Consider the following 18,648-nt stretch of genomic DNA (forward strand, 5'->3'; position numbering starts at 1 on the left):
TGGCTCAACTGCTTCCGCCGCCTAGTGGTCGACTACGAGCACCTGCCCGAAAGCCACGCCGCCTGGATTCTCTGGGCCAACATCACGCTCTGCCTAAATCGAATCACCTAATTCCCCAACACGCTCTTAAACAAAATAGATATTGATATTTCAAAAGTAAAAGGCGAAGACTCAAGCTGGCCTAACAAAGTAAGTCTCCTGCAACTCTTTTACACTTCTAAAGAATACATAGCAACAGGAATTACCAATCAAGTTGGAGTTAGTGAATGGGGAAGATTCCTTTATAACACTATTTGTCCTAGGCTTCAAGTATACGAGCTAGTTCAAGATGAAAAAGTCACAGGGGTTACATGGAGGCGTTATACTCTTACTACTAAAGGAAAGCGTTTTTTAGCAGACCTAGAGAAACGCTTGGTTCTTCAAAAGCAAGAAAATGCCAAAAATAAATCAACAAAAAAAAACCAAAGTAATGAACTATAATTTAGCTCTTCCGTGAAAGCCGCCGCTATACTGCCACTCCAGTAATCCAAAACTCACAACAAAAAACGCCCCGGCACTCACCGGGGCGTTTTGCATATACCAGCAGTCGTCAGGCTCCCCCTCTCCTTTTCGGAGAGGGGGCCGGGGGGTGAGGCCCCGCTACCGCACCACCCACCGACCTTCCCCGTCCACCTGCTCCAGCACCACCAGCAGATACGGCGCATCCTCCGCGCCCAGCTTGCTGTAATCGGCCAATTGCTGGTCCGTCTTGTGCTTCACCACCACGCCCTGCCCCGGCGCGGGCGCGGCCGTGCTGGTCATAGCCGTGTAGTAGCGCAGGGTCAGGCCCTTGCCGCTGCGGTTGCCCAGCGTCGGCTGGGGCAGGCCCGCTTCGCGGCGGTCGTACACCAGCGTAGGCTTCCGGAACTGCGCCACGCCTCGGTACTCGGCCGTGCGGCGGGCGGCCGTTTTCACAATGCGGCGCGCCGCCTCGTACTGCGCCACCAGTTCGGGCCGGGTCAGGCGCTGGGCCGCCACCAGCGGGTCCAGCTGCTCGGTGAGCACCGCCGTAGCCTCGTCAATCAGCCCTTCCAGCGCGTCGGTGGCGCTGCTGGTGCCGGTGGTTACCTGCCGGGCCGCCCCCTGCGTCTCGGCCAGCCGCTGAATGTCGGCCTGCAGCCCCGCGTGCACCTGCGCGTCGTAGCCCGCCTCCACCAGCTCCTCGGGGCCGAGCGTAGCCACCGCCGCCAGCACGCGCCGCAGGTACGCCAGCAGCTCCGCGTCCTTGCCCAGCCCTTTCTTGCTCAGGGGCTGCTTCAGCTCCCCGCGCAAAGCCGCATCGTCGGTGAGGGCCACCACCAGCAGGCGCATCACCTCGCCGCGCTGCGCGGCTGCGGCCTTCAGGGCCTTACGTTCCTCGGTGATGCCCGTGGTGCCGTGATCCTGCGCCTGCGCGGCAGCTCCGATACGGTCCACCACCTCCGCCAGCTGCAACCGCCCGACGTTGATGCGTTTGATAGCTGCCAATGGCGCCCCGGCTTCGGCAAAGAAGCGCAGCACACTCTGAAACATGGTCAGCTGGTTTTGTTGATAAGTTTTCATGCTAAACGAGATGATAATAGAATGATTAAGCTTTCGACTTGAAAAAGCTCAACAATATATCAATCCCGCTTACGCCCAACAACATCCCTGGTCCACTTTTTTCGTCCAGCACCCGCGTAGTGCCACACTACCATGTCGCCGCCCTCAGCTACCGCCTCGCCGCCCTCAACTACCGCCTCGCCGACACCAACTACCGCCTCGCCGACACCAACTACCGCCTCGCCGACACCAACTACCGCCTCGCCGCGTGCAACTACCATGTCGCCGCGCGCAACTACCACCTTTCCGACATCAGCTACCAGCTCACCGCCTTCAACTACCGCTTCGCCGCCGCTATCTACCGCTATTCCCATCTGCCACTGACAACCTAGCTAGCGCGAGTGCCGCCCCGCGGCACCCGTGCCCAGCCCCGACGGCCCCTCCCCACCAAAACGTTTTGCATCTACCAACAATCGTCCGGCTCCCCCTCTCCTTTTCATGTCGCGCATCAAGCGAGGGAAGAGGGCCGGGGGGTGAGGCGAACGTGAGGCCCCCATTGCACCCCAAAGCCGGATTCCCGACTTTCGCCGCGCCTTCCCCCATCACCCCGCCGATGCGCCCCTACCACCTGCTCCTGCCGCTGCTGCTCAACCCCGCCGCCGCCCACGCCAAAGACCTGAAAAGCATCGAGCAGGACCTGCTCCGCGACCTGAAGCGCATCCACTACTGGGCCGACTACGACGGCGACGCGCCCAACCTCAACCCCGAAGACTCCCTCGTCCAGGCCAACGAGCGGTTTGGCCGCAAGCTGCTCTACTACACCGCCACCGAGCCCGCCACCCTCCACGCCGAGTTCCGCCAGCTCCAGGCCGAGCGCCTCACCATCGCCACCGCCCCCAACGGCCAGCTGCGCATCTACTCCTGGGACACCGAAACCGGCGGCACCATGCACTTCTTCGACAACGTCTTCCAGTACCAAACCGGCTCGCGCGTCGCCTCCCAGCGCCTGCCCGCCCCCACCGACGGCCAAGCCGACGCGCAGGCCTCCTACTCCGAGATTTTCACCGTGCAGAAAGGCCCCCAGACCTACTACCTGGGCTATTCCAACGCCATCTATTCCTCCTCCGACTGCTACCAGCAGGTCAAGGTCTTCACCATCGACGCCGGCCAGCTCAACCCCGACGCCTGCCTCATCCGCACCCCCTCCGGCCTGAAAAACACCCTCGGCTTCTCCTTCGACTTCTTCTCCGTCGTCGACCGCCCCGAGCGCCCCGTCCGCCTCATCACCTACGACCCCGCCACCCAAATCCTGCAGATTCCCGTCGTCTGGGACAAAGGCAAAGTCACCAGCAAGCGCATCAGCTACCGCTTCAACGGCCAGGAGTTCGGGAAAGTCAAGTAACACAAGCCTACGGCGAGAGTAAGGCCAGAACTATTAGGAATAAAGCTAAAGCTAGTCCCCCTCCTCAGCTGAGGAGGGGCTAGGGGTGGTTGACCTGACAGCAGAACATCCAACCCAGCCCGTCATGTCGAGCGCAGCCGAGACATCTCGCGTGCCGACGTCAGGTAATACAGCAGCTTCCTAAAGGGTGTAGCGACGCATACCTGCGTCTCGTCGTCCGCGCCGCTGGGCTATTCATGTATGCGCCAACCGTTCGTGAATCCGCTACAACTTCCTAGTTCTAGCCCTTCAACCACCCCCAACCCCTCCTCATCTGAGGAGGGGAGCTAGCCTTAGAATCCAGCCCCAAAGCACTCAGTGCTTCCTGACCGCAACGCCACCAGGCTCACAACCACCGCCCCACGAAGTTTCCCGCCTTCAGTAATCGTCAGGCTCCCCCTCTCCTTTTCATGTCGCGCATCAAGCGAGGGAAGGGGGCCGGGGGGTGAGGCGAACGTGAAGCACCCATTCGCCGAAGAAACCGCCCCGATAGCCGATAATTCTGCGCCCTTCAGCGGCAGTTTCGCCCCCACGCAGCAGCTACGAACGAGGCTGGCACCCAGCTTGCAATTGGGCAGACAAGCGGTTGGATGCTCCACCGCCCCACTTCTTACCTCGTCTCACCCCACCTTCGCTTGCCATGAAAGCCTCCCTGTTTTCCTTCGTTGCCGCCCTGGGCCTGCTCGCTTCCTCCGCTTCGTTTGCCGCCGCCCCCGCCGCCAACCCCTACAAAGACCGCCACGAAATGAGCCGCTACGAGCGGGAACGAGCCGAACGCGCCCGCCGCGAAGCCGCCGAACGCCAGCGCCGCTACGAGCTGGAACGCCAACGCCAGCTCGAAGCCCAGCGCCGCGCCGAGCAGCAGCGCGCCGCCGAGCGGGCCCGCTACTCAGCCCAGCACCGCAACGACCGTCACGACGACCATGACCGGCGCGACGACCACGGCCGCCACGACGGCTACCGTCGCTAAGCCCCTCGCGCCCCAAACGCAAACATGCCCCCGGCCTACCGACCGGGGGCTTGTTTGCGTTTGTACCAGCCGCTTGCTTGGATCAGCTTAGTAGAGCCGGCAAGCCACAAGGCCACCGACTCGCGGAACAGCCCGCTACCGGCGCCCTACCGCTTTACTGGCTTTGGTCTTCGGTGCCACGGCCGGGGCCACCACGGCCGCCAGCTCCTGCTTCAGCAGCTGCTCCAGGTCCGTCACCCGGTCCTGGCTGATGGTCTCGTTCACCATCAGCACGATGCCCACCTGCTCGGCCGGGTAGAGCGCGCAGCGGGCGTTGAAGCCGGTGGAGTGCCCGTTGTGGAAGATGCGCCGCTGCCCTTCCGGGTCTGTGTCGAGCATCCAGCCCAGCCCGATGCGGTTTTCGAAGGCCGGTTGGTGCGCCAGGCGCACAGCCGGCTCCTTTTCGGCCAGGTTGGCCTGCGCGTAGGTCAGCAGGTCGGCCGGCGTCGAGGTCAGGTTCGAGCCGCCCCAGTAACCGGTGTAGTTGGCGTGGTGCTCGGGCTTGCCGTTTTCATAGCCTATGGCGTAGCGCTGCTGCTCGGCCGCCGTCAGCACCCGCTTGGTGTCCTTCAGCCCGAAGCGCGTCTGCACGTAGCGCGTGACGAGTTGCTCGTAGGGCTGCTGGTAGGCGCGCTCCAGCAGCAGTTGCAGCAGCAGGATGCCCTGGTTGTTGTAACGGTAGGTTTTGCCCGGCTCGCTGGCCAGCTTGAAGGTATGCAGGTGATGCAGCAGCGAGTCGGCCGTGAACTGGTTGTAATGGGCGATGCGCTCCGGCAGGCTGAGCGCGTCCAGTTTGGCCTGCGTTTCTTTCGGGGGGTTGTAGGCCCGGCCCGGCAGGCCCGAGGTGTGCGTGGCCAGGTCGACAAGCCGTACCGGCCGCCCCTCGTAAGCCAGGTTGGGGTACTCGCCGGGCAGGTACTTGCGGATGTCATCGTTGAGCTGCACCTTCTTATCGAGCACGGCCTGGGCCAGCAGCGTCGTCACAAAGGTTTTGGCCACCGAGCCGATGTCGTAGAAGGTGCGCGCAGTAGGCAGGCGGCCCGTGCCCTTCTCCACCTCGCCGTAATTGTAGAAGTACTGCTTGCCCTGCCAGTACACCCCGATGGACAGCCCCGCGGCTTCGGGGTGTTGCAGGTAAAGCGTGGCGGCGCGGTCCACGGCCCGGTCCAGGGCGGTCTGGCGGCGGTTGTCGGTGGGCAGCGGCGTGGCCCGGGCGTTGGGCTGCGCGATGAAGTCGGAAATGAAGTAGTCGTCGATGACGCCCGGCGCCGACGACACCAGACTCACGCGCAGGTTTTGCCGCTCGCCGCGCCAGGCGTACTCCTTCCGCGTTTTGCGGGCGGGCAAGGCGCTGCTGCTCACGATGCGGCCGGTTTTGGCCTGCTGCCGGGCCAGAAATGCGGCCATGCTGCCGGCCGCCTCCACCTTCCGGAGCGCCGGGCTGCCGTAGGCTTCGATGGCCTTGAAGTCGCCGCGGTTGAACTGCGCTACCAGCGTGTCGTTGAATTGCGCGTAGGACGCAAAACGGGGCGCCTGCGCCCATGCGCTGGCCATCGGTAGCATAGTGGCGCCCATCAGGGCCAGGCCTGATAATGAATACTTAATCATGAGAACAATGGTTAAAAATGGATAGTGGCGGCAAGAAAGGCAAAAACAGCGGCTATAGGTGCGGTCCGTAACAGAAATGACCGTTTTTAGCCCTATTGCCCACCAGCTCTGGTGCAGCACCGAACCGAAAATCAGCGCCGCCAAGCCCCTATCCCGCTTTGCGGGCCCTGCAGCGCCGAGCCGTCACGGGCAAAAGCACCCAAACGCGGCTCTTGACTCGCCCGTAAGCACTGACAGAAACCGTTGCTGCTCACCCACATACTACCACACCTATGAAAGTCTGGCTTACCGCGGCTGCCTTCTCCCTGCTCCTGCTTGCGCGGCCCGCCGCGGCTCAAGACCTCGGCGGCGCCCTCGACCTACCCATGCTCGGCCGCGACTTGGCCATGAGCGCCGCCATCCGCGCCGACGCCGAGCGCCGCGCCAAGGAAATGGGCGTGACGCTCGACGCCTCGAAGACCAGCAGCAAAACCACGGCGGCCACCAAAGCCGCCAGCAGCAACGTCCGCTTCACCTACACGCCCAACCACAACCTGCGCCAGCAGACCGTCAACAATTTTGCCGGGCGCCTGCAGGGCAACAGCCCCGCCCTGGCGCAGGCCCTGCGCGCCAGCTTCGGCCCCGGCGGCCAGGCCGACTACTCCCGGCTGTACACCGCCGGCCTGAAGGGCTCGGGTTTCCAGGACAACGACGCGGCGTCGGCCCTAGCCTCCTTTATGGAAGTGGCCTACGTGGTCGTCAACAACGTGCAGGACACCAAGAGCATCACCCCGGCCGTCGACCGCGGCCTGCGCCAGCAGATGGCCGGCCTGCTCAGCCAGCACCCGGCCGCCAAGAGCCCCACGCAGCTGGCGCAGCTCGGCGAAGAGCTGAAGCTGCAGACCGTCATCCTGATGTCGGGCTGGCAGGAAAGCCAGCAAACCGGCAAATCCGCCGCCTACCACAGCTCCATCAGCCAGAGCTTCAACAAGCAGTTTGGCCTCGACCTCACCCAGGTCCGCCTCACCGAAAAAGGCTTCGTACCGAAGTAAGCCCGGCGCAGCCCTACCGAACGTCAGCCGATAGCCCGCTCGTCAGGCAGGCGCATTTCCCTTTTCGGGCAAGGAGCCGGGGTTAGGCGCAGGAGGCATAACGCCGGCACGACCGACTGCGCTCCGCCCGGCAACCTCCTCGCCCTTCCGCCGGTATCAGCAGGCAGGACCCGGCACGCCGCCCCGTCGTCCCCGGTACCCACTCCCCTGCCGAACGACATGGAACCCACTCCCGCCGCCCCGGCGCGGCCTACTTACTGGCTTACCCGCTTCGTTATTCTGCGCCTGCTGGGCCTGCTCTACGCCGTGGCCTTTCTGGTCGCCATCAATCAGGTAGTGCCCCTGATCGGCGCCCACGGCCTGCTGCCCCTCGATTTGTATCTGGGGCAAGTGGCCGAGGCGCTGGGCTCCCGCGGAGCGGGCTTTGCGCGGCTGCCGTCCCTGTTCTGGCTGGCCCATTCCGATGGGGCGCTGCTCACGGCTGCCTGGCTGGGCTTCGTGCTGGCCTGCGTGGTGGTGGCGGGCTTCGCCAACATGCCCATCATGGCCGCGCTCTGGCTGCTGTACATGTCTTTCGTGCACGTGGGCCAGGAGTGGTACGGCTACGGCTGGGAAATTCAGCTGCTCGAAACCGGCTTCCTGGCCATCTTCCTCTGCGCCCCGCTCGACGCCCGCCCTTTCCCGCGCTACGCGCCGCCCCTGCCCATTCTGGTGCTGCTGCGCTGGCTGGTAGTTCGCATCATGCTCGGGGCGGGCCTCATCAAGGTGCGCGGCGACGAAATCTGGCGCAACAGCACGGCCCTTTACTACCACTTCGAAACCCAGCCCATTCCGGGGCCGCTGAGCCGCTGGTTTCACTTCCTCCCGCGCGGCGTACTTCAGCTCGGGGTGTGGTTCAACTGGCTGGCCGAGCTGGTGGCGCCGCTGTTTGCCTTTGGCCCGCGGCTGGCCCGGCACCTGGCCGGTACCGTCATGGTGCTCTTCCAGCTCAACATCATCCTGAGCGGCAACCTGTCCTTCCTCAACTGGCTCACCATTGTGCCCGCCCTCGCCTGCTTCGACGACGGCTTCTGGGCCCGGCTGCTGCCCCGCGCCCTGGTGCAGCGCGCCTGCGCGGCCGCCGCGCAGGCCGAGGAACCGCGCCGCCCTCTGCGCGCCGTGGTGTGGGGCGTGACGGCGGTGCTGGCCCTGCTCAGCGTGCAGCCGGCCCTGAACCTGGTGTCGCCCGGCCAGATCATGAATACGTCCTTCGACCCGCTCGACCTGGTGAACACCTACGGCGCCTTCGGCACGGTGGGCCAGCAGCGCTACAACGTGGTATTCGAAGGCACCCAGGATTCCACTCCCTCCGATAATGCCACCTGGCGCGCTTACCCCTACAAGGGTCTGCCCGTGGCCCTGGACCGCCGCCCGCCCCAGGTAGCCCCCTACCAGCTCCGCCTCGACTGGCAAATGTGGTTTGCCGCCATGGCCTCGCCCGCCGACTATCCCTGGACGCTCAACCTCACCTGGAAGCTGCTGCACAACGACCCCGCCACCCTCAGCCTCTTCGCCCAAAACCCCTTCCCCGACCGCCCGCCGCGCTACGTGCGGGCCATACGCTACCGCTACTGGTACGCCGCACCCGGCAACCCGCAGGGCCAGTACTGGCAGCGCGAGAAAGTGGACGAATGGCTGCCACCCATGTCGGCCCACAACCCGCAGCTCATCCAGATCCTGCAAAGCTCCGGATGGCTCGCCCCCACCGATACCCTCAGACACGGTAGTCGCTAAGATTCCAAAATGAAAAACGCCCCGGCATTCACCGAGGCGTTCTGAATATCAATAGTCTAAAAACCAAAGTCATCAGGCTCCCCCTCTCCTTTTTCGGAGAGGGGGCCGGGGGGTGAGGCAAACGTGAGGCGCCACGTCAGGGCGTTCCATTACGGCATGCCGTTACCGCCGGCGGCCCCGTACACCTGGCCCGTGGCGTAGCTGGCCAGCGGGTCGGCCAGCTGCACGTAGATGGAGGCCAGCTCGGCCGGCTGCCCGGGCCGCTTCATGGGGGTGTCGCCGCCGAACTTCACGAGCTTTTCCTGCGTGGCGCCGCCGCTCACCTGCAAAGGCGTCCAGATGGGCCCAGGCGCCACGCCGTTGACGCGGATGCCCTTCGGGGCGAGCTGCTTGGCCAAGGAGCGCACGTAATTGGTGGTAGCGGCTTTGGTCTGGGCGTAGTCGTAGAGGTTTTCCGAGGGGTCGGTGGCCTGCTCCGAGGTGGTGCCGATGATGGCCGAGCCCGGCTTCAGGTGGGGCAGCGCGGCCTTGATAATCCAGAACGGCGCGTAGATGTTGGTCTTCATCGTCGCGTCGAAATCCTCGGTGGTCAGCTCCAGAATGGAGGCCCGCTGCTGCTGCCGGGCCGCGTTGCTGACCAGAATATCCAGCCCGCCGAGCTGTCGCACAGCCTCATCCACCAGCTTTTTGCAGAAGGCTTCGTCGCGGATGTCGCCGGGAATGGCCACGCCCTTGCGGCCTTCCTTCTTGATGAGGGCAATGACCTCCTGGGCGTCGGCCTCTTCGGCCGGCAGGTAGTTGATGGCCACGTCGGCGCCTTCGCGGGCGTAGGCAATGGCGGCGGCGCGGCCCATACCCGAGTCGCCGCCCGTAATCAGGGCCTTGCGCCCCTTCAGCCGGCCCGAGCCCTTGTAGCTCTGCTCGCCGTGGTCGGGCCGCGGCTCCATCTTGCTGGCCAGCCCCGGCCACGGCTGCGACTGGCTCTTAAACGGAGGCTTTGGGTAGGCCGTGGTGGGGTCCTTCAGCGGGTCTGCGGACGATTCGGCGGTGTAACCCGTGCCTTCGGCCCCGAACACGGGGCCGGCGGCGGCTACGGCCAGGCTGGCGCCTAAGCCGCTGATAACCTGGCGGCGGCTGAACTTGGTTTCTTCTTTCATAGTCCGAGGAGCTGATGTGGTAGGAATGAGGTGACCGACGAAATGGCCTAGCCCACAAGTAAAGCCGCCGAGCGCGGCGGCCTATTCAGCTACGAGCCGGCCAGCCAGGTCGTTGTCTGGCGTCCCCTTGCTCACCCCCGGTTCAGCAGCCGGAAGGCCAGCCCGGGGGCTAGCCGCGCCAGCTTCTCCAGCACCGCCGACTGCCCGACGCGAATCACCGGCCGGCCCGCCGCCAGGGCCCGCAGCAGCTTGCGCGCGTACACGTCCGGCGCCATTTTGGGAATGTCTGGCTGGTTTTCGTTGAAGCGGGTGGCTACCGTGGGCGGCAGGGCTTCCACCACCTCGATGCGGCTGCCGCGCAGCTGCTGGCGCAAGCTCATGGCGAAAAAGTGCGCCGCCGCCTTGGACGCGCAGTACCCCCCAAACGCGGCAATTGGCACGTACGCCAGCCCCGACGTGATAAACAACACCCGCGGCCGGGCGCTGGCTTCCAGCAGCGGCAGCGCCAGCTTGGTCAGCCGGATGGGCGCCAGGTAATTGGTGTCGATTTCAGCCTTCAGGGCCGCCATCAGCGCGGCCTCGGGCTGGGCGCGCACGTCTACCGGGCCGCCTACGCCGGCGTTGTGAATCAGCAGATCGATGCGGCCGTAGTCGCGGGCCACGGCCGCCAGGGCGGCGGCAAGTTGGGCGGGGTCGGTCACGTCGGCGCGCAGGCTCACCACGGCCGGCAGCGACGCCCGCAGCGCGGCGCTGCTAGCCGGGTTGCGGTCGAGGGACACGACGGTGTTGGCCGGGCTCAGGGCCGCCGCCAGGGCCCAGCCGATGCCGGTGGCCCCGCCGGTAATCACGACGAGTTGGTCTTGCATGGTCATCCGTGAAACGCAGAAAAGGAATGCGCCAAAGGTGACCGGCCGGGCCCACTAAAAACTTATCATTTGGCAACTTCACGGCCGGTCCGCACCAGCCGCCGCAGCCGGCTCAGGGAGGTAGGTGTGATGCCCAGGTACGAGGCAAGGTACTTCTGCGGAATGCGGCGCAGCAGGGTTGGGTCGTTCAGCAGCGCGGCGTAGCGCTGCTCCGCCGTTTGCGCCTGAAAAGCCACCAGCCGGTCAATCATAAACACGATGGTTTCCTCGCATAGCCGGCGGTACAGTTCGGCCCAGCGCGGCTGCTGCCGGCACAGAGTTTCGAAGGTAGCCTTGCTCACCCACAGGTATTCCGTCGGCTCAATGGCCTCCACGCTGAAGTTGGCCGGGCGCTGGCTGATAAAGCTTTGCGTATCGGAGCCGATGCCGCCGGCCGGGCTAAACCACACGCTCACGTCCACGCCCTGCGGCGCGTAGCAGAAGCGCAGGCAGCCACGCGTCACGAAGACGAAGCGCGCGCACACCTCGCCCTGACGCGACAGCAGCGCGTGCCGCGCCACCGCCCCCGGCCTAAACAGTGCCAGCGCCGCCCGCAGGCCCGCGTCGTCCTCGTCCCAGGCCACGTACCGCCGGACAAAGCCGGCTAAAGCCCGGCACGCTTCTTCGGTGCTCAGGGGTGGGAGTTTTCGGGTCATCAGTCGCCAAGATAGGATAACCGGCCACGCCGACGCCGCGGGCGGAGTAGCCCAGGCCCCCGCGCCCGGCCAAGGTCCGGCGCCGCTGGGTTGTTCTGGCTACGGTCGTACCAGCGGCGCCAAGCGCCGCGTGACTCCATAAGCCTGGCCCCGCGCTTATGGCCCCGCAAGACGCGAAAACGCCCCGGCAGCCGTCTGCTGTCGGGGCGCTAGAAAGAAGGCCAGTCGCTGCGGAAGGTACCACACCTGAAACCTCCCTATGTTGCCGCATCTTGGCGACCAGCCTCGGTTTCTTAAACGCCGCGCCCCGCCCCAAAGTGGCGCCATAACTACGGGTTTGGGGCCGCGGAAAGCGCGGGTTCTGCATTCCGTAGCTTTCCCGCGGCCGGTCCATGTGCCCGGCGCAGTCAGGGTTTGTGCGGAGTAGTCAGTCGGCAAGGCCAAGCCGCAGTGCGGCAATTGCCCAGCCGAAAATCCGGATTTCCTACTACCTTATTGCACTATAGCATTAGTAGATTTGACTTGTAACTTCGAAGTGCCCGTCCGGCCCACCGTGGATGATACACCAGGTCTTTGCTCGCCCTTCACTTCTCAGCTCATGAAAACGACCCACGCCCTTGCTAATCCGACCGCGCAACCCAAGTCCCCGTTGCTGCCCGTCGATCTGGACACCGTCGAGGCCAATCAGCTGGCTCGTATGCTGCTGCCCCAGGCGACTCACCCACGTCTGCTCATCGACTGCGCCCGGCTGAAAAGCCTGCGCACCCTCGGCGTGAGCCACGTGGTGTCGCAGCTGCTGGTGCTGCACCAGGGCGGCGCCGAAATCTGGCTTGCCAACGTCACGCCCCTGCTGGGCCGCTGCCTCGGGCTGCTGCGCCTGGGGCAGCTATTTCACCTGGCCTGAGCAAGCTGCCTGCCGGTCCACCCCATCCGGCACGGGCGGTGCTTACGTATAGCGCAAGGCTGGTCGCGGTGGTGGCCGGCCTTGCTTTTTTGTTTTCGCACCGCATGGAAAAGTCCGCCCGTGAAGGCATCATTGCCGAAGTAACCGCCCTGCTCGAGCAGGGCAACGCCCACGTCACCTTTGAGGACGCCACGACCAACGTGCCGGCCGAGTTGCTGAACAAATCCGTCGGCGACCTGCCCTACACGCTCTGGCAGCTGGTCGAGCACGTGCGTATCGCGCAGTGGGACATCGTGGAGTTCAGCCTCGACGCGCAGCACCAGTCGCCCGAGTGGCCCGCCGGCTACTGGCCCGCCGCCGACGACCAAGGCGACGCCGCGCGCTGGCAGGCAGCCCGGCAGCAAATCAAGGCCGACCGAGCCCGCTTCCTGGCTCACCTGCGCGACCCGGCTCAGGACCTGCTTCGGCCCCTGCCGCACGGCTCCGGCCAGACGCTGCTGCGCGAAGCCCTGCTCATCGGCGACCATACGGCCTACCACACCGGCCAGATCATTCTGGTGCGGCGCCTGCTCGGCAACTGGGACTAAGCCCAACGTTGTCAACGGGACTCAGCCCGCGCAAACGCCTTAGTCCCTGACGCGGCTTTTTGCGTGGAGTCCGTTGCGGGCCGTTGCCTGCGCCCCGACGGCAAACGCACCCGACCCTGTATCTTTCGTCTTCGATACGGATTTTTGCCCCATTCGCGCCGTCGGGCTATTGGTTATGCACCTGCTTTACGAAACTGTGCCCCTGTCCATCTCCTTCGACCACGACCAGCAGTGGTTGTATGTGGAATGGAAGGGCAACCACACCGCCGAATCGGCGCGGCGCGGGGGTGAGCTGGTGCTGCGCTACCTGCGCGACTATGCCTGCGCCAAGATGCTCAACGACAACAGCCAGGTGACCAGCGAATGGGAAGCCGGGGCCCGCTGGGTAGGCCGCGACTACTACCAGCAGCTGGCCGGCCAGGGCATCCGCTACGTGGCCTGGATCTGCCCGCCCAACTGGGGGGCGCGCAAGTCCATGGAAACGGCCATGATGTTTGTCACCGCGCCGGTGGTGGTCCTCTTCGATGACCTCGCCTCGGCCTACGCCTGGCTGGCCCGCCAGCAGTAATCCGCCTACCCGGCGCCGGCCCAGCGGCCCTAACCCGCTAAATAGATGCGGAACGTAGTGCCCTGGCCCACTTCGCTGTCTACTTCTACCCGGCCGCCGGCCTGGTGCACCAGCCGGTTGACGAGGTACAGGCCCATGCCCGAGCCCACTACATCGGGGTGAAAGCGGCGGAACAGCTGAAACAGCTCCCCGCCGTGGCGCTCCAGGTCGATGCCGCGGCCGTTATCCTGCACGCTGAGCAGCACTTCGCCGGCCACGCGGCTGGTGCGCACGTGCACGCGCGGGCTGCGGCCGGGCATAGCGTACTTGATGGCGTTGCTGAGCAGGTTGTAGAGCAGGCTGTGCAGTCCGGGCCGGGCAATGCACAAGGTGGGTACCTCGGTGAAATCCAGCGAAAAAGCCGCGTCGTACTCGCCCAGGCGCTGCTGCAGGCTACGAATGATTTCCTCCGTAAAGGGCTGCAACTCTACCACCTCCAGGGGCACCTGCTCCAGCTTGCGCTGCAGCTGCACCACTTCCGTCAGGCCGGCAATGGTGTCCAGAATCTGCCCCAACGCTTCCTCAAACATGCCCACCATGGCCGGGGCTTCGGGGTCGGGGAAGCTGGCGCCGTGCTTCAGTTCGGCAAAGAGCCCGGCCATGTTGTTGATGGGCTGCTTCAAGTCGTGCGAGGCCGTGTACACGAAGCTGTCCAGGTCGGCATTGATGCGGGTGAGCTGCTCGTTTTTGGCCTGCAGCTGCTCGTTGGCCCGCGCCAGCTGCGCGCCTTGCTCTTCGGCCTGCACCTTGGCCCGCAGCAGTTCCTGCTCGTACTTGCGCCGCTCGGTGATGTCGAACAGCGTGCAGCGCACCACCAGCGGCTGCCCGTCGGTGTCGCGCACCAGCCGGGCGCTCAGCAGCACGGGCAGGGTATCGCCGTTTTTGCGCCGCAGCGAATAGCTCAGCTCGCGCACCTGGTCGCGCAGCAGCAGCAGCGGGGCGCAGTGCGTTTCGTAGTGCAGGCGCCCGCCCATGGTAAAGAGCTGCTGCAGGCAGCGGTGGGCCACCAGCTCCTCGCGGGAGTAGCCTAGCCAATCGAGTAGGGTTTGGTTGAGTTTGACCAGGGTGCCATCGGGCAGGCAAGAGCAGTAGCCGCAGGGCGCGTACTCGTAAAGGTCTTCCAGGTTTTCCTGGGTCAGACGCAGGTCCAGCTCCGGCAGCGACTCCTCGTTCATCATAGTACCGGGACGGGCGCGGGCACGCGCAAAAAGTGGTCGATGGCCGCGATGGTGGCCTGCGGCGCACTCAGGTGCGGGCAGTGGCCGGAAGTATCCAGGATGACCAGCTCGCTGTGGGGCAGGTGCCGATGCATGTACTGGCCCACCGTCACGGGCGCGATGACGTCGTGGGAACACTGCAGGATGAGCGTGGGCGTGGGCACGCCCGGCAGGTCGGCACGGTTGTCGGACAGGAAGGTGACGCGGGCAAAGTGCCGGGCAATGGCCGGATCGGTGCGGCAGAAGCTGTCGTTGAGCTCGGCCGCCAGCTCGGGCCGCTCGCGGTGGCCCATGATGACGGGCGTGATGTGCCCCGACCAGCCGAGGTAGTTGCTGTCGAGGGCTTCAAGCAGCTCGTCGATGTCGGCCCGCTCGAAGCCACCGACGTAGTCTCGGTCGTTGATGTAGCGCGGCGAAGGCCCTACCAGCACCAGCCGGGCAAACCGCGCCGGTTCGCGAATAGCAGCCAACACCCCGATCATGGCACTGACGGAATGCCCCACCAGCACCACGTCGTGCAGGGCGAGGGCGTGGAGCACCTCCAGCAAATCATCGGCGTGGGCGCTGAGCGAGCTGTAGCGCTCCGGGTCGTAGGCCGCCAGCTCGGAGCCGCCGGCCCCCACCAAATCCAGCAGCACCACGCGGTAGCGCGCCTCGAAGGCCGGGGCCACCAGGCGCCACATGCGCTGGTCGCAGCCGAAGCCGTGCACGAACACCATAGCCTGGCGGCCAGCTCCGGACACGGTCACGTTGTTGCGCTTCAGGACGGAGAGGCAAGCGGGGCTGCTCATGGCTCGGGAGCTGGATTGTAGGCAGTGAAAGTGGCTGGTTCTGACGGGCCGCAATGACTAAAGGTAGTGGTTATGGCCCGTTGATGATACTTTACTGCCGCCGGGTTTTCCCGAGGCCCCACGGTGGTCTGCTGGTTTCTCCGGCCCGCCCTACTGCCCCACTCCTTGCAGCAGAGCCGGGGCCGGTTGCCGGTTTGCACAGGAAAAAACCGGGCATTCCCGTTCACCGGCCATGACATGTGCCTGAGCTACCAGGCTTTAGTTCGGCAGCCCTTTCGCCACCAGCTAAATGGGAGTTTAGCGCAGGCGCTCTGGCTCATTTATTGCGCCACTTCGTGTATCGTCAGCAAGTTCAATATCCTCGTATGCCGCATCAGCTTTACGCCTTTTTCCGATTCCTTTCTGTCATCATTGCGCTCTGTGCCAGCTTATCGGCGGTAGCACAGCGCCAGCCACCCACCCGGCAATGGGACGTGGTCCTGAACCCCAGCAACATTAATCCCTTCAACGTCGGCGTCGTATTTGCAGGCTGCGTGGCGCTAAGTGACGGGAGCTACGTATTGGGGGCTTCCATCGACAACCCTAACCTGTTCGCCAACCGCAATTCCGATTTCTGGCTTGTCAAAGTCGACCGCACCGGCGCGGTGGTTTGGGACCACTCCTACGGCGGCAACGGGGCCGATTGGATGGGAAGTTTGGTGGCGACGGCCGATGGGGGCTTTTTGCTCGGCGGAACTTCCCAGTCCGGTGTTTCCGGCGACCGAACGCAGCCCAACTCCGACCCGGCCCTGGCCACCTCCGATTACTGGATTATCAAGGTGGATAGCCACGGCCGTAAGCAGTGGGACCGGGCCTACGGCGGCCCGCGCGACGAAAGCCTCGCCTGCATCCTGCCCACGGCCGAGGGGGGATATTTGCTGGGCGGCAGTTCCCAAACCGGCGTTGCAGGCGACCGAACCCAGCCCAGCCGCGGCGACTACGATGCCTGGCTCGTCAAGATAGACGCTCAGGGCCGCTTTCAGTGGGACCGGGCCTACGGTGGCGCGGGCAAGGACTACTTAAAGAAACTACTGGCTACGCCCGACGGCGGCTTGTTGCTTACCGGCAACTCGACTTCTGACGTATCCGGGGAAAAAAGTGAGCCAGGCCAAGGCCGCAACGATTACTGGGTAGTAAAGCTGGATCGGAACTACAACAAACAGTGGGACCGGACTTTGGGCGGCCGATTGGATGATGTGTCGGTGTCCGCGGTCATCAGTACCGACAGCTGTTACGTGGTTGGGGGCCGTTCCTGGTCTGGCACTTCGTCTGACAAAACCCAAGACGGATTGGGCGATGCTGACCTTTGGCTGGTGAAGCTAAGCCCGACGGGCGTAAAGCTGTGGGACCGGACGTACGGCGGCCCCAACGCGGATAATTTTGGCAGTTTGCACACAACGCTCGACGGCGGTTTTATGGTCAGCGGCGACATCAACCCGCGTTTGCCCGGCACGCCCCAGCCTCCGGACGTTGGTTTTCTTGATTACTGGCTGCTGAAGCTGGATGCGAACGGGCAGCAGCAGTGGGACCGTCGCTATGGCGGCAATGGGGCTGACACTGATGGGTTCAGTTGCGTAGGGCCCGATGGCAGCTATTTGCTCTACGGCACTTCCGCGCTGGGCACTGCTTCCGGCGACCATCAGGCGCCCCCCGGCGGCCGCTTTTCCATTGACGGCTGGTTGCTCAAGCTCATGCCTCCGGATCCGGCCGTCTACATCCAGGCCGATTCGTTGGTGTGCCTGAACGGACAGCTGCGGCTACAGGCGTTGTCCCAGCCTGCGGCAGCTACGTACCGGTGGAGCACGGGCGCCACCACCTCTTCCATCCTCGTCGCGCAGCCAGGCACGTACAGCGTCACGGCCACTTTCGCCGATGGCCGCACCAGCACCGCACGGTGGCAGGTGCAGGCGCTGGCCGCCCAGCCGAGCATTGGAGGCGATACGCTGCTGTGCCCCGGCGCGCGCGGCCGGCTTACGGCCGTTGCGCCCGGCGCCCGCGCCTACCGCTGGAATACCGGTGCCACCACCGCCAGCATCGACGTCAGCCAGCCGGGCCTGTATTCCGTCACCGCGGTGTACAGCAGCGGCTGCCAGGTGACGCGGCAGCAGCGCGTGCGGGTGCGAGCCGTCAGTACGCTCTCGCCCTTCACCCTCGGCCCCGATACCATGCTCTGCCAAGGCACAACCCTGGTATTGCAGGCGCCGGCCGGCCCGGGTTACAGCTACCTGTGGTCGGATGGCTCGACGGGTGCCACCCTGCGGGTGACGCAGCCGGGCACCTACTCGGTCGGCGTGGCCACGGCGTGCGCGGCGGTACAAGCCAGCCGCCAGGTCTTTTTCAGCCCTTGCCTGAACGTGCCCAACGTCATTACCCCCAACCACGACCGACAGAACGACTACTTTGTAGTTCAGGGCCTGAGCGGGGTTTGGCAGCTTGAAGTGTACAGCCGCTGGGGGCAGCTGGTATACCGCAGCAATGCCTACGCCAATGATTGGGGCGATGCGGCGGCTGCGGGCACCTACTACTACGTGCTGCGGCAGCCCGCCACCGGCACTCTGCACAAGGGCTGGGTGGAAGTGATTCGCTAGGGCCTGTGTGCCCGGGCGGCGTTGCTATTGATCGGTTCCTGCTCCAGCCCGGCACTTGCTTGGTGCGTGGGTAGCTGACCTGAACACGGATACCAATTTGGGCTTTTAAGCCGACTCCTGCACTGCGGGGGCCGGCTTTGTTTTGGCCAGCTCGGCCAGCGGGGCGTACGTCAGCACATAGGCCGGGGGCACGTTCAGGAGCACGTGCTCCTGCTGCAGCGGCCGGAAAAACCGCTCGAACAGCTTTTGGTTGCGCAGCAAGTACTGAAACAGCACCAGCTGGCCGGCGGGCAGCAGCACCTCGCGGGTGTGCGCCAAGATGCGCCAGCCCTGCCGCCGCGGCAGCGACGAAAACGGCAGCCCGCAGACGACATAATCCACCTGCTCGATGCCCAGCGGCCGCAGGTACTCGGCGGTTTTGTCGGCCGAGCCGTGGACGATGTGCACGTTGGGCTGCCCGCTGTAACGCTCCTGCAGCAGCTTGCAGAAACGCCGGTTCACCTCGATCAGCACGATGTGGGTATCGGCGCGGCGGTGCTGCAGCAGGGCGTCGGTGAAGACGCCGGTGCCGGGCCCGTACTCCACGATGCAGCGGGCCCGGGCAAAATCAATGGGTGCTATAACCTGCTCCGTCAGCTCGCGCGAGCTGGGAATCATGGACCCCACCACGGCGGGGTTGCGGAAAAACTCACCGAGAAACGACATCGGAAATCAGGGTAAAACGGGTGGAACCAGCCTGCGGCAGCTGCGGGTAATACGGCACTTGGCCCCAACT

17 protein-coding genes are annotated in these 18,648 nt (G+C 64.8%); 9 read left to right on the forward strand and 8 right to left on the reverse strand.

Features of this window, described 5'->3' with window-relative positions:
* Positions 1-639 precede the first annotated feature (639 nt).
* Positions 640-1,581 carry a hypothetical protein gene (locus tag B0919_RS21505; RefSeq protein WP_078014363.1) on the reverse strand — a complete coding sequence of 314 codons (942 nt, stop codon included), beginning with the start codon at positions 1,579-1,581 and terminating at the stop codon, positions 640-642.
* A 119-nt stretch (positions 1,582-1,700) separates the two neighbouring features.
* Between B0919_RS21505 and B0919_RS21510 the strand changes: the two genes are divergently transcribed.
* From B0919_RS21510 to B0919_RS21520, 3 genes are all read left to right on the forward strand, one after another.
* Positions 1,701-1,952, forward strand: coding sequence for a hypothetical protein (locus B0919_RS21510; protein WP_078014364.1), 252 nt, complete (start codon positions 1,701-1,703; stop codon positions 1,950-1,952).
* A gap of 221 nt (positions 1,953-2,173) precedes the next feature.
* The gene (locus B0919_RS21515; protein WP_078014365.1) at positions 2,174-2,962 is read left to right on the forward strand and encodes a hypothetical protein; all 789 of its coding nucleotides are present in this window, start codon (positions 2,174-2,176) and stop codon (positions 2,960-2,962) included.
* 679 nt (positions 2,963-3,641) lie between these two features.
* The gene (locus B0919_RS21520) at positions 3,642-3,971 is read left to right on the forward strand and encodes a hypothetical protein (RefSeq protein WP_078014366.1); all 330 of its coding nucleotides are present in this window, start codon (positions 3,642-3,644) and stop codon (positions 3,969-3,971) included.
* 135 nt (positions 3,972-4,106) lie between these two features.
* Here B0919_RS21520 and B0919_RS21525 read toward each other — a convergent pair whose 3' ends face one another.
* Positions 4,107-5,618 (reverse strand): serine hydrolase domain-containing protein, encoded by a 1,512-nt coding sequence (locus B0919_RS21525; RefSeq protein ID WP_078014367.1) that lies wholly within the window; start codon positions 5,616-5,618, stop codon positions 4,107-4,109.
* Between the two features lie 272 nt (positions 5,619-5,890).
* Between B0919_RS21525 and B0919_RS21530 the strand changes: the two genes are divergently transcribed.
* Both B0919_RS21530 and B0919_RS21535 read left to right on the forward strand, forming a co-directional pair.
* Complete coding sequence (locus tag B0919_RS21530; RefSeq protein ID WP_078014368.1) at positions 5,891-6,649, forward strand: DUF6683 family protein; 759 nt, start codon at positions 5,891-5,893, stop codon at positions 6,647-6,649.
* A 219-nt stretch (positions 6,650-6,868) separates the two neighbouring features.
* A complete protein-coding gene (locus B0919_RS21535; RefSeq protein WP_078014369.1) occupies positions 6,869-8,422 on the forward strand; it encodes a lipase maturation factor family protein in 1,554 nt (517 codons plus the stop codon).
* Positions 8,423-8,571: 149 nt separating this feature from the next.
* On the opposite strand, the gene B0919_RS21540 is transcribed toward B0919_RS21535, so the two are convergent.
* The 3 genes from B0919_RS21540 to B0919_RS21550 form a co-directional block, all read right to left on the reverse strand.
* Positions 8,572-9,579, reverse strand: coding sequence for an SDR family oxidoreductase (locus B0919_RS21540; RefSeq protein ID WP_078014370.1), 1,008 nt, complete (start codon positions 9,577-9,579; stop codon positions 8,572-8,574).
* 131 nt (positions 9,580-9,710) lie between these two features.
* On the reverse strand, positions 9,711-10,445 hold the full coding sequence (locus tag B0919_RS21545; RefSeq protein WP_176133170.1) for an SDR family NAD(P)-dependent oxidoreductase: 735 nt from the start codon (positions 10,443-10,445) through the stop codon (positions 9,711-9,713).
* Between the two features lie 65 nt (positions 10,446-10,510).
* On the reverse strand, positions 10,511-11,140 hold the full coding sequence (locus tag B0919_RS21550; protein WP_139362314.1) for a Crp/Fnr family transcriptional regulator: 630 nt from the start codon (positions 11,138-11,140) through the stop codon (positions 10,511-10,513).
* Between the two features lie 598 nt (positions 11,141-11,738).
* Here B0919_RS21550 and B0919_RS21555 point away from each other — a divergent pair.
* From B0919_RS21555 to B0919_RS21565, 3 genes are all read left to right on the forward strand, one after another.
* Positions 11,739-12,044, forward strand: coding sequence for a hypothetical protein (locus tag B0919_RS21555; RefSeq protein ID WP_139362315.1), 306 nt, complete (start codon positions 11,739-11,741; stop codon positions 12,042-12,044).
* Between the two features lie 104 nt (positions 12,045-12,148).
* Positions 12,149-12,631 (forward strand): DinB family protein, encoded by a 483-nt coding sequence (locus tag B0919_RS21560; protein WP_078014374.1) that lies wholly within the window; start codon positions 12,149-12,151, stop codon positions 12,629-12,631.
* A 175-nt stretch (positions 12,632-12,806) separates the two neighbouring features.
* Positions 12,807-13,199, forward strand: coding sequence for an STAS/SEC14 domain-containing protein (locus B0919_RS21565; protein ID WP_078014375.1), 393 nt, complete (start codon positions 12,807-12,809; stop codon positions 13,197-13,199).
* A 29-nt stretch (positions 13,200-13,228) separates the two neighbouring features.
* Here B0919_RS21565 and B0919_RS21570 read toward each other — a convergent pair whose 3' ends face one another.
* Both B0919_RS21570 and B0919_RS21575 read right to left on the reverse strand, forming a co-directional pair.
* A complete protein-coding gene (locus tag B0919_RS21570; protein WP_078014376.1) occupies positions 13,229-14,416 on the reverse strand; it encodes a PAS domain-containing sensor histidine kinase in 1,188 nt (395 codons plus the stop codon).
* Entirely contained in the window at positions 14,413-15,246 is an 834-nt protein-coding gene (locus B0919_RS21575; protein ID WP_078014377.1) for an alpha/beta fold hydrolase, read from the reverse strand. Before B0919_RS21575 ends, B0919_RS21570 begins: the two co-directional genes overlap by 4 nt.
* Before the next feature lie 365 nt (positions 15,247-15,611).
* Between B0919_RS21575 and B0919_RS21580 the strand changes: the two genes are divergently transcribed.
* A complete protein-coding gene (locus B0919_RS21580; RefSeq protein WP_078014378.1) occupies positions 15,612-17,873 on the forward strand; it encodes a gliding motility-associated C-terminal domain-containing protein in 2,262 nt (753 codons plus the stop codon).
* Positions 17,874-17,978: 105 nt separating this feature from the next.
* Here the strand turns inward: B0919_RS21580 and B0919_RS21585 are convergent, their stop codons facing one another.
* Positions 17,979-18,578, reverse strand: a complete 600-nt coding sequence (locus B0919_RS21585) for a class I SAM-dependent methyltransferase (RefSeq protein WP_078014379.1) — start codon at positions 18,576-18,578, stop codon at positions 17,979-17,981.
* Positions 18,579-18,648 lie beyond the last annotated feature (70 nt).

The organism is Hymenobacter sp. CRA2 (assembly GCF_002007105.1).
In the GTDB taxonomy this organism is placed as follows: domain Bacteria; phylum Bacteroidota; class Bacteroidia; order Cytophagales; family Hymenobacteraceae; genus Solirubrum.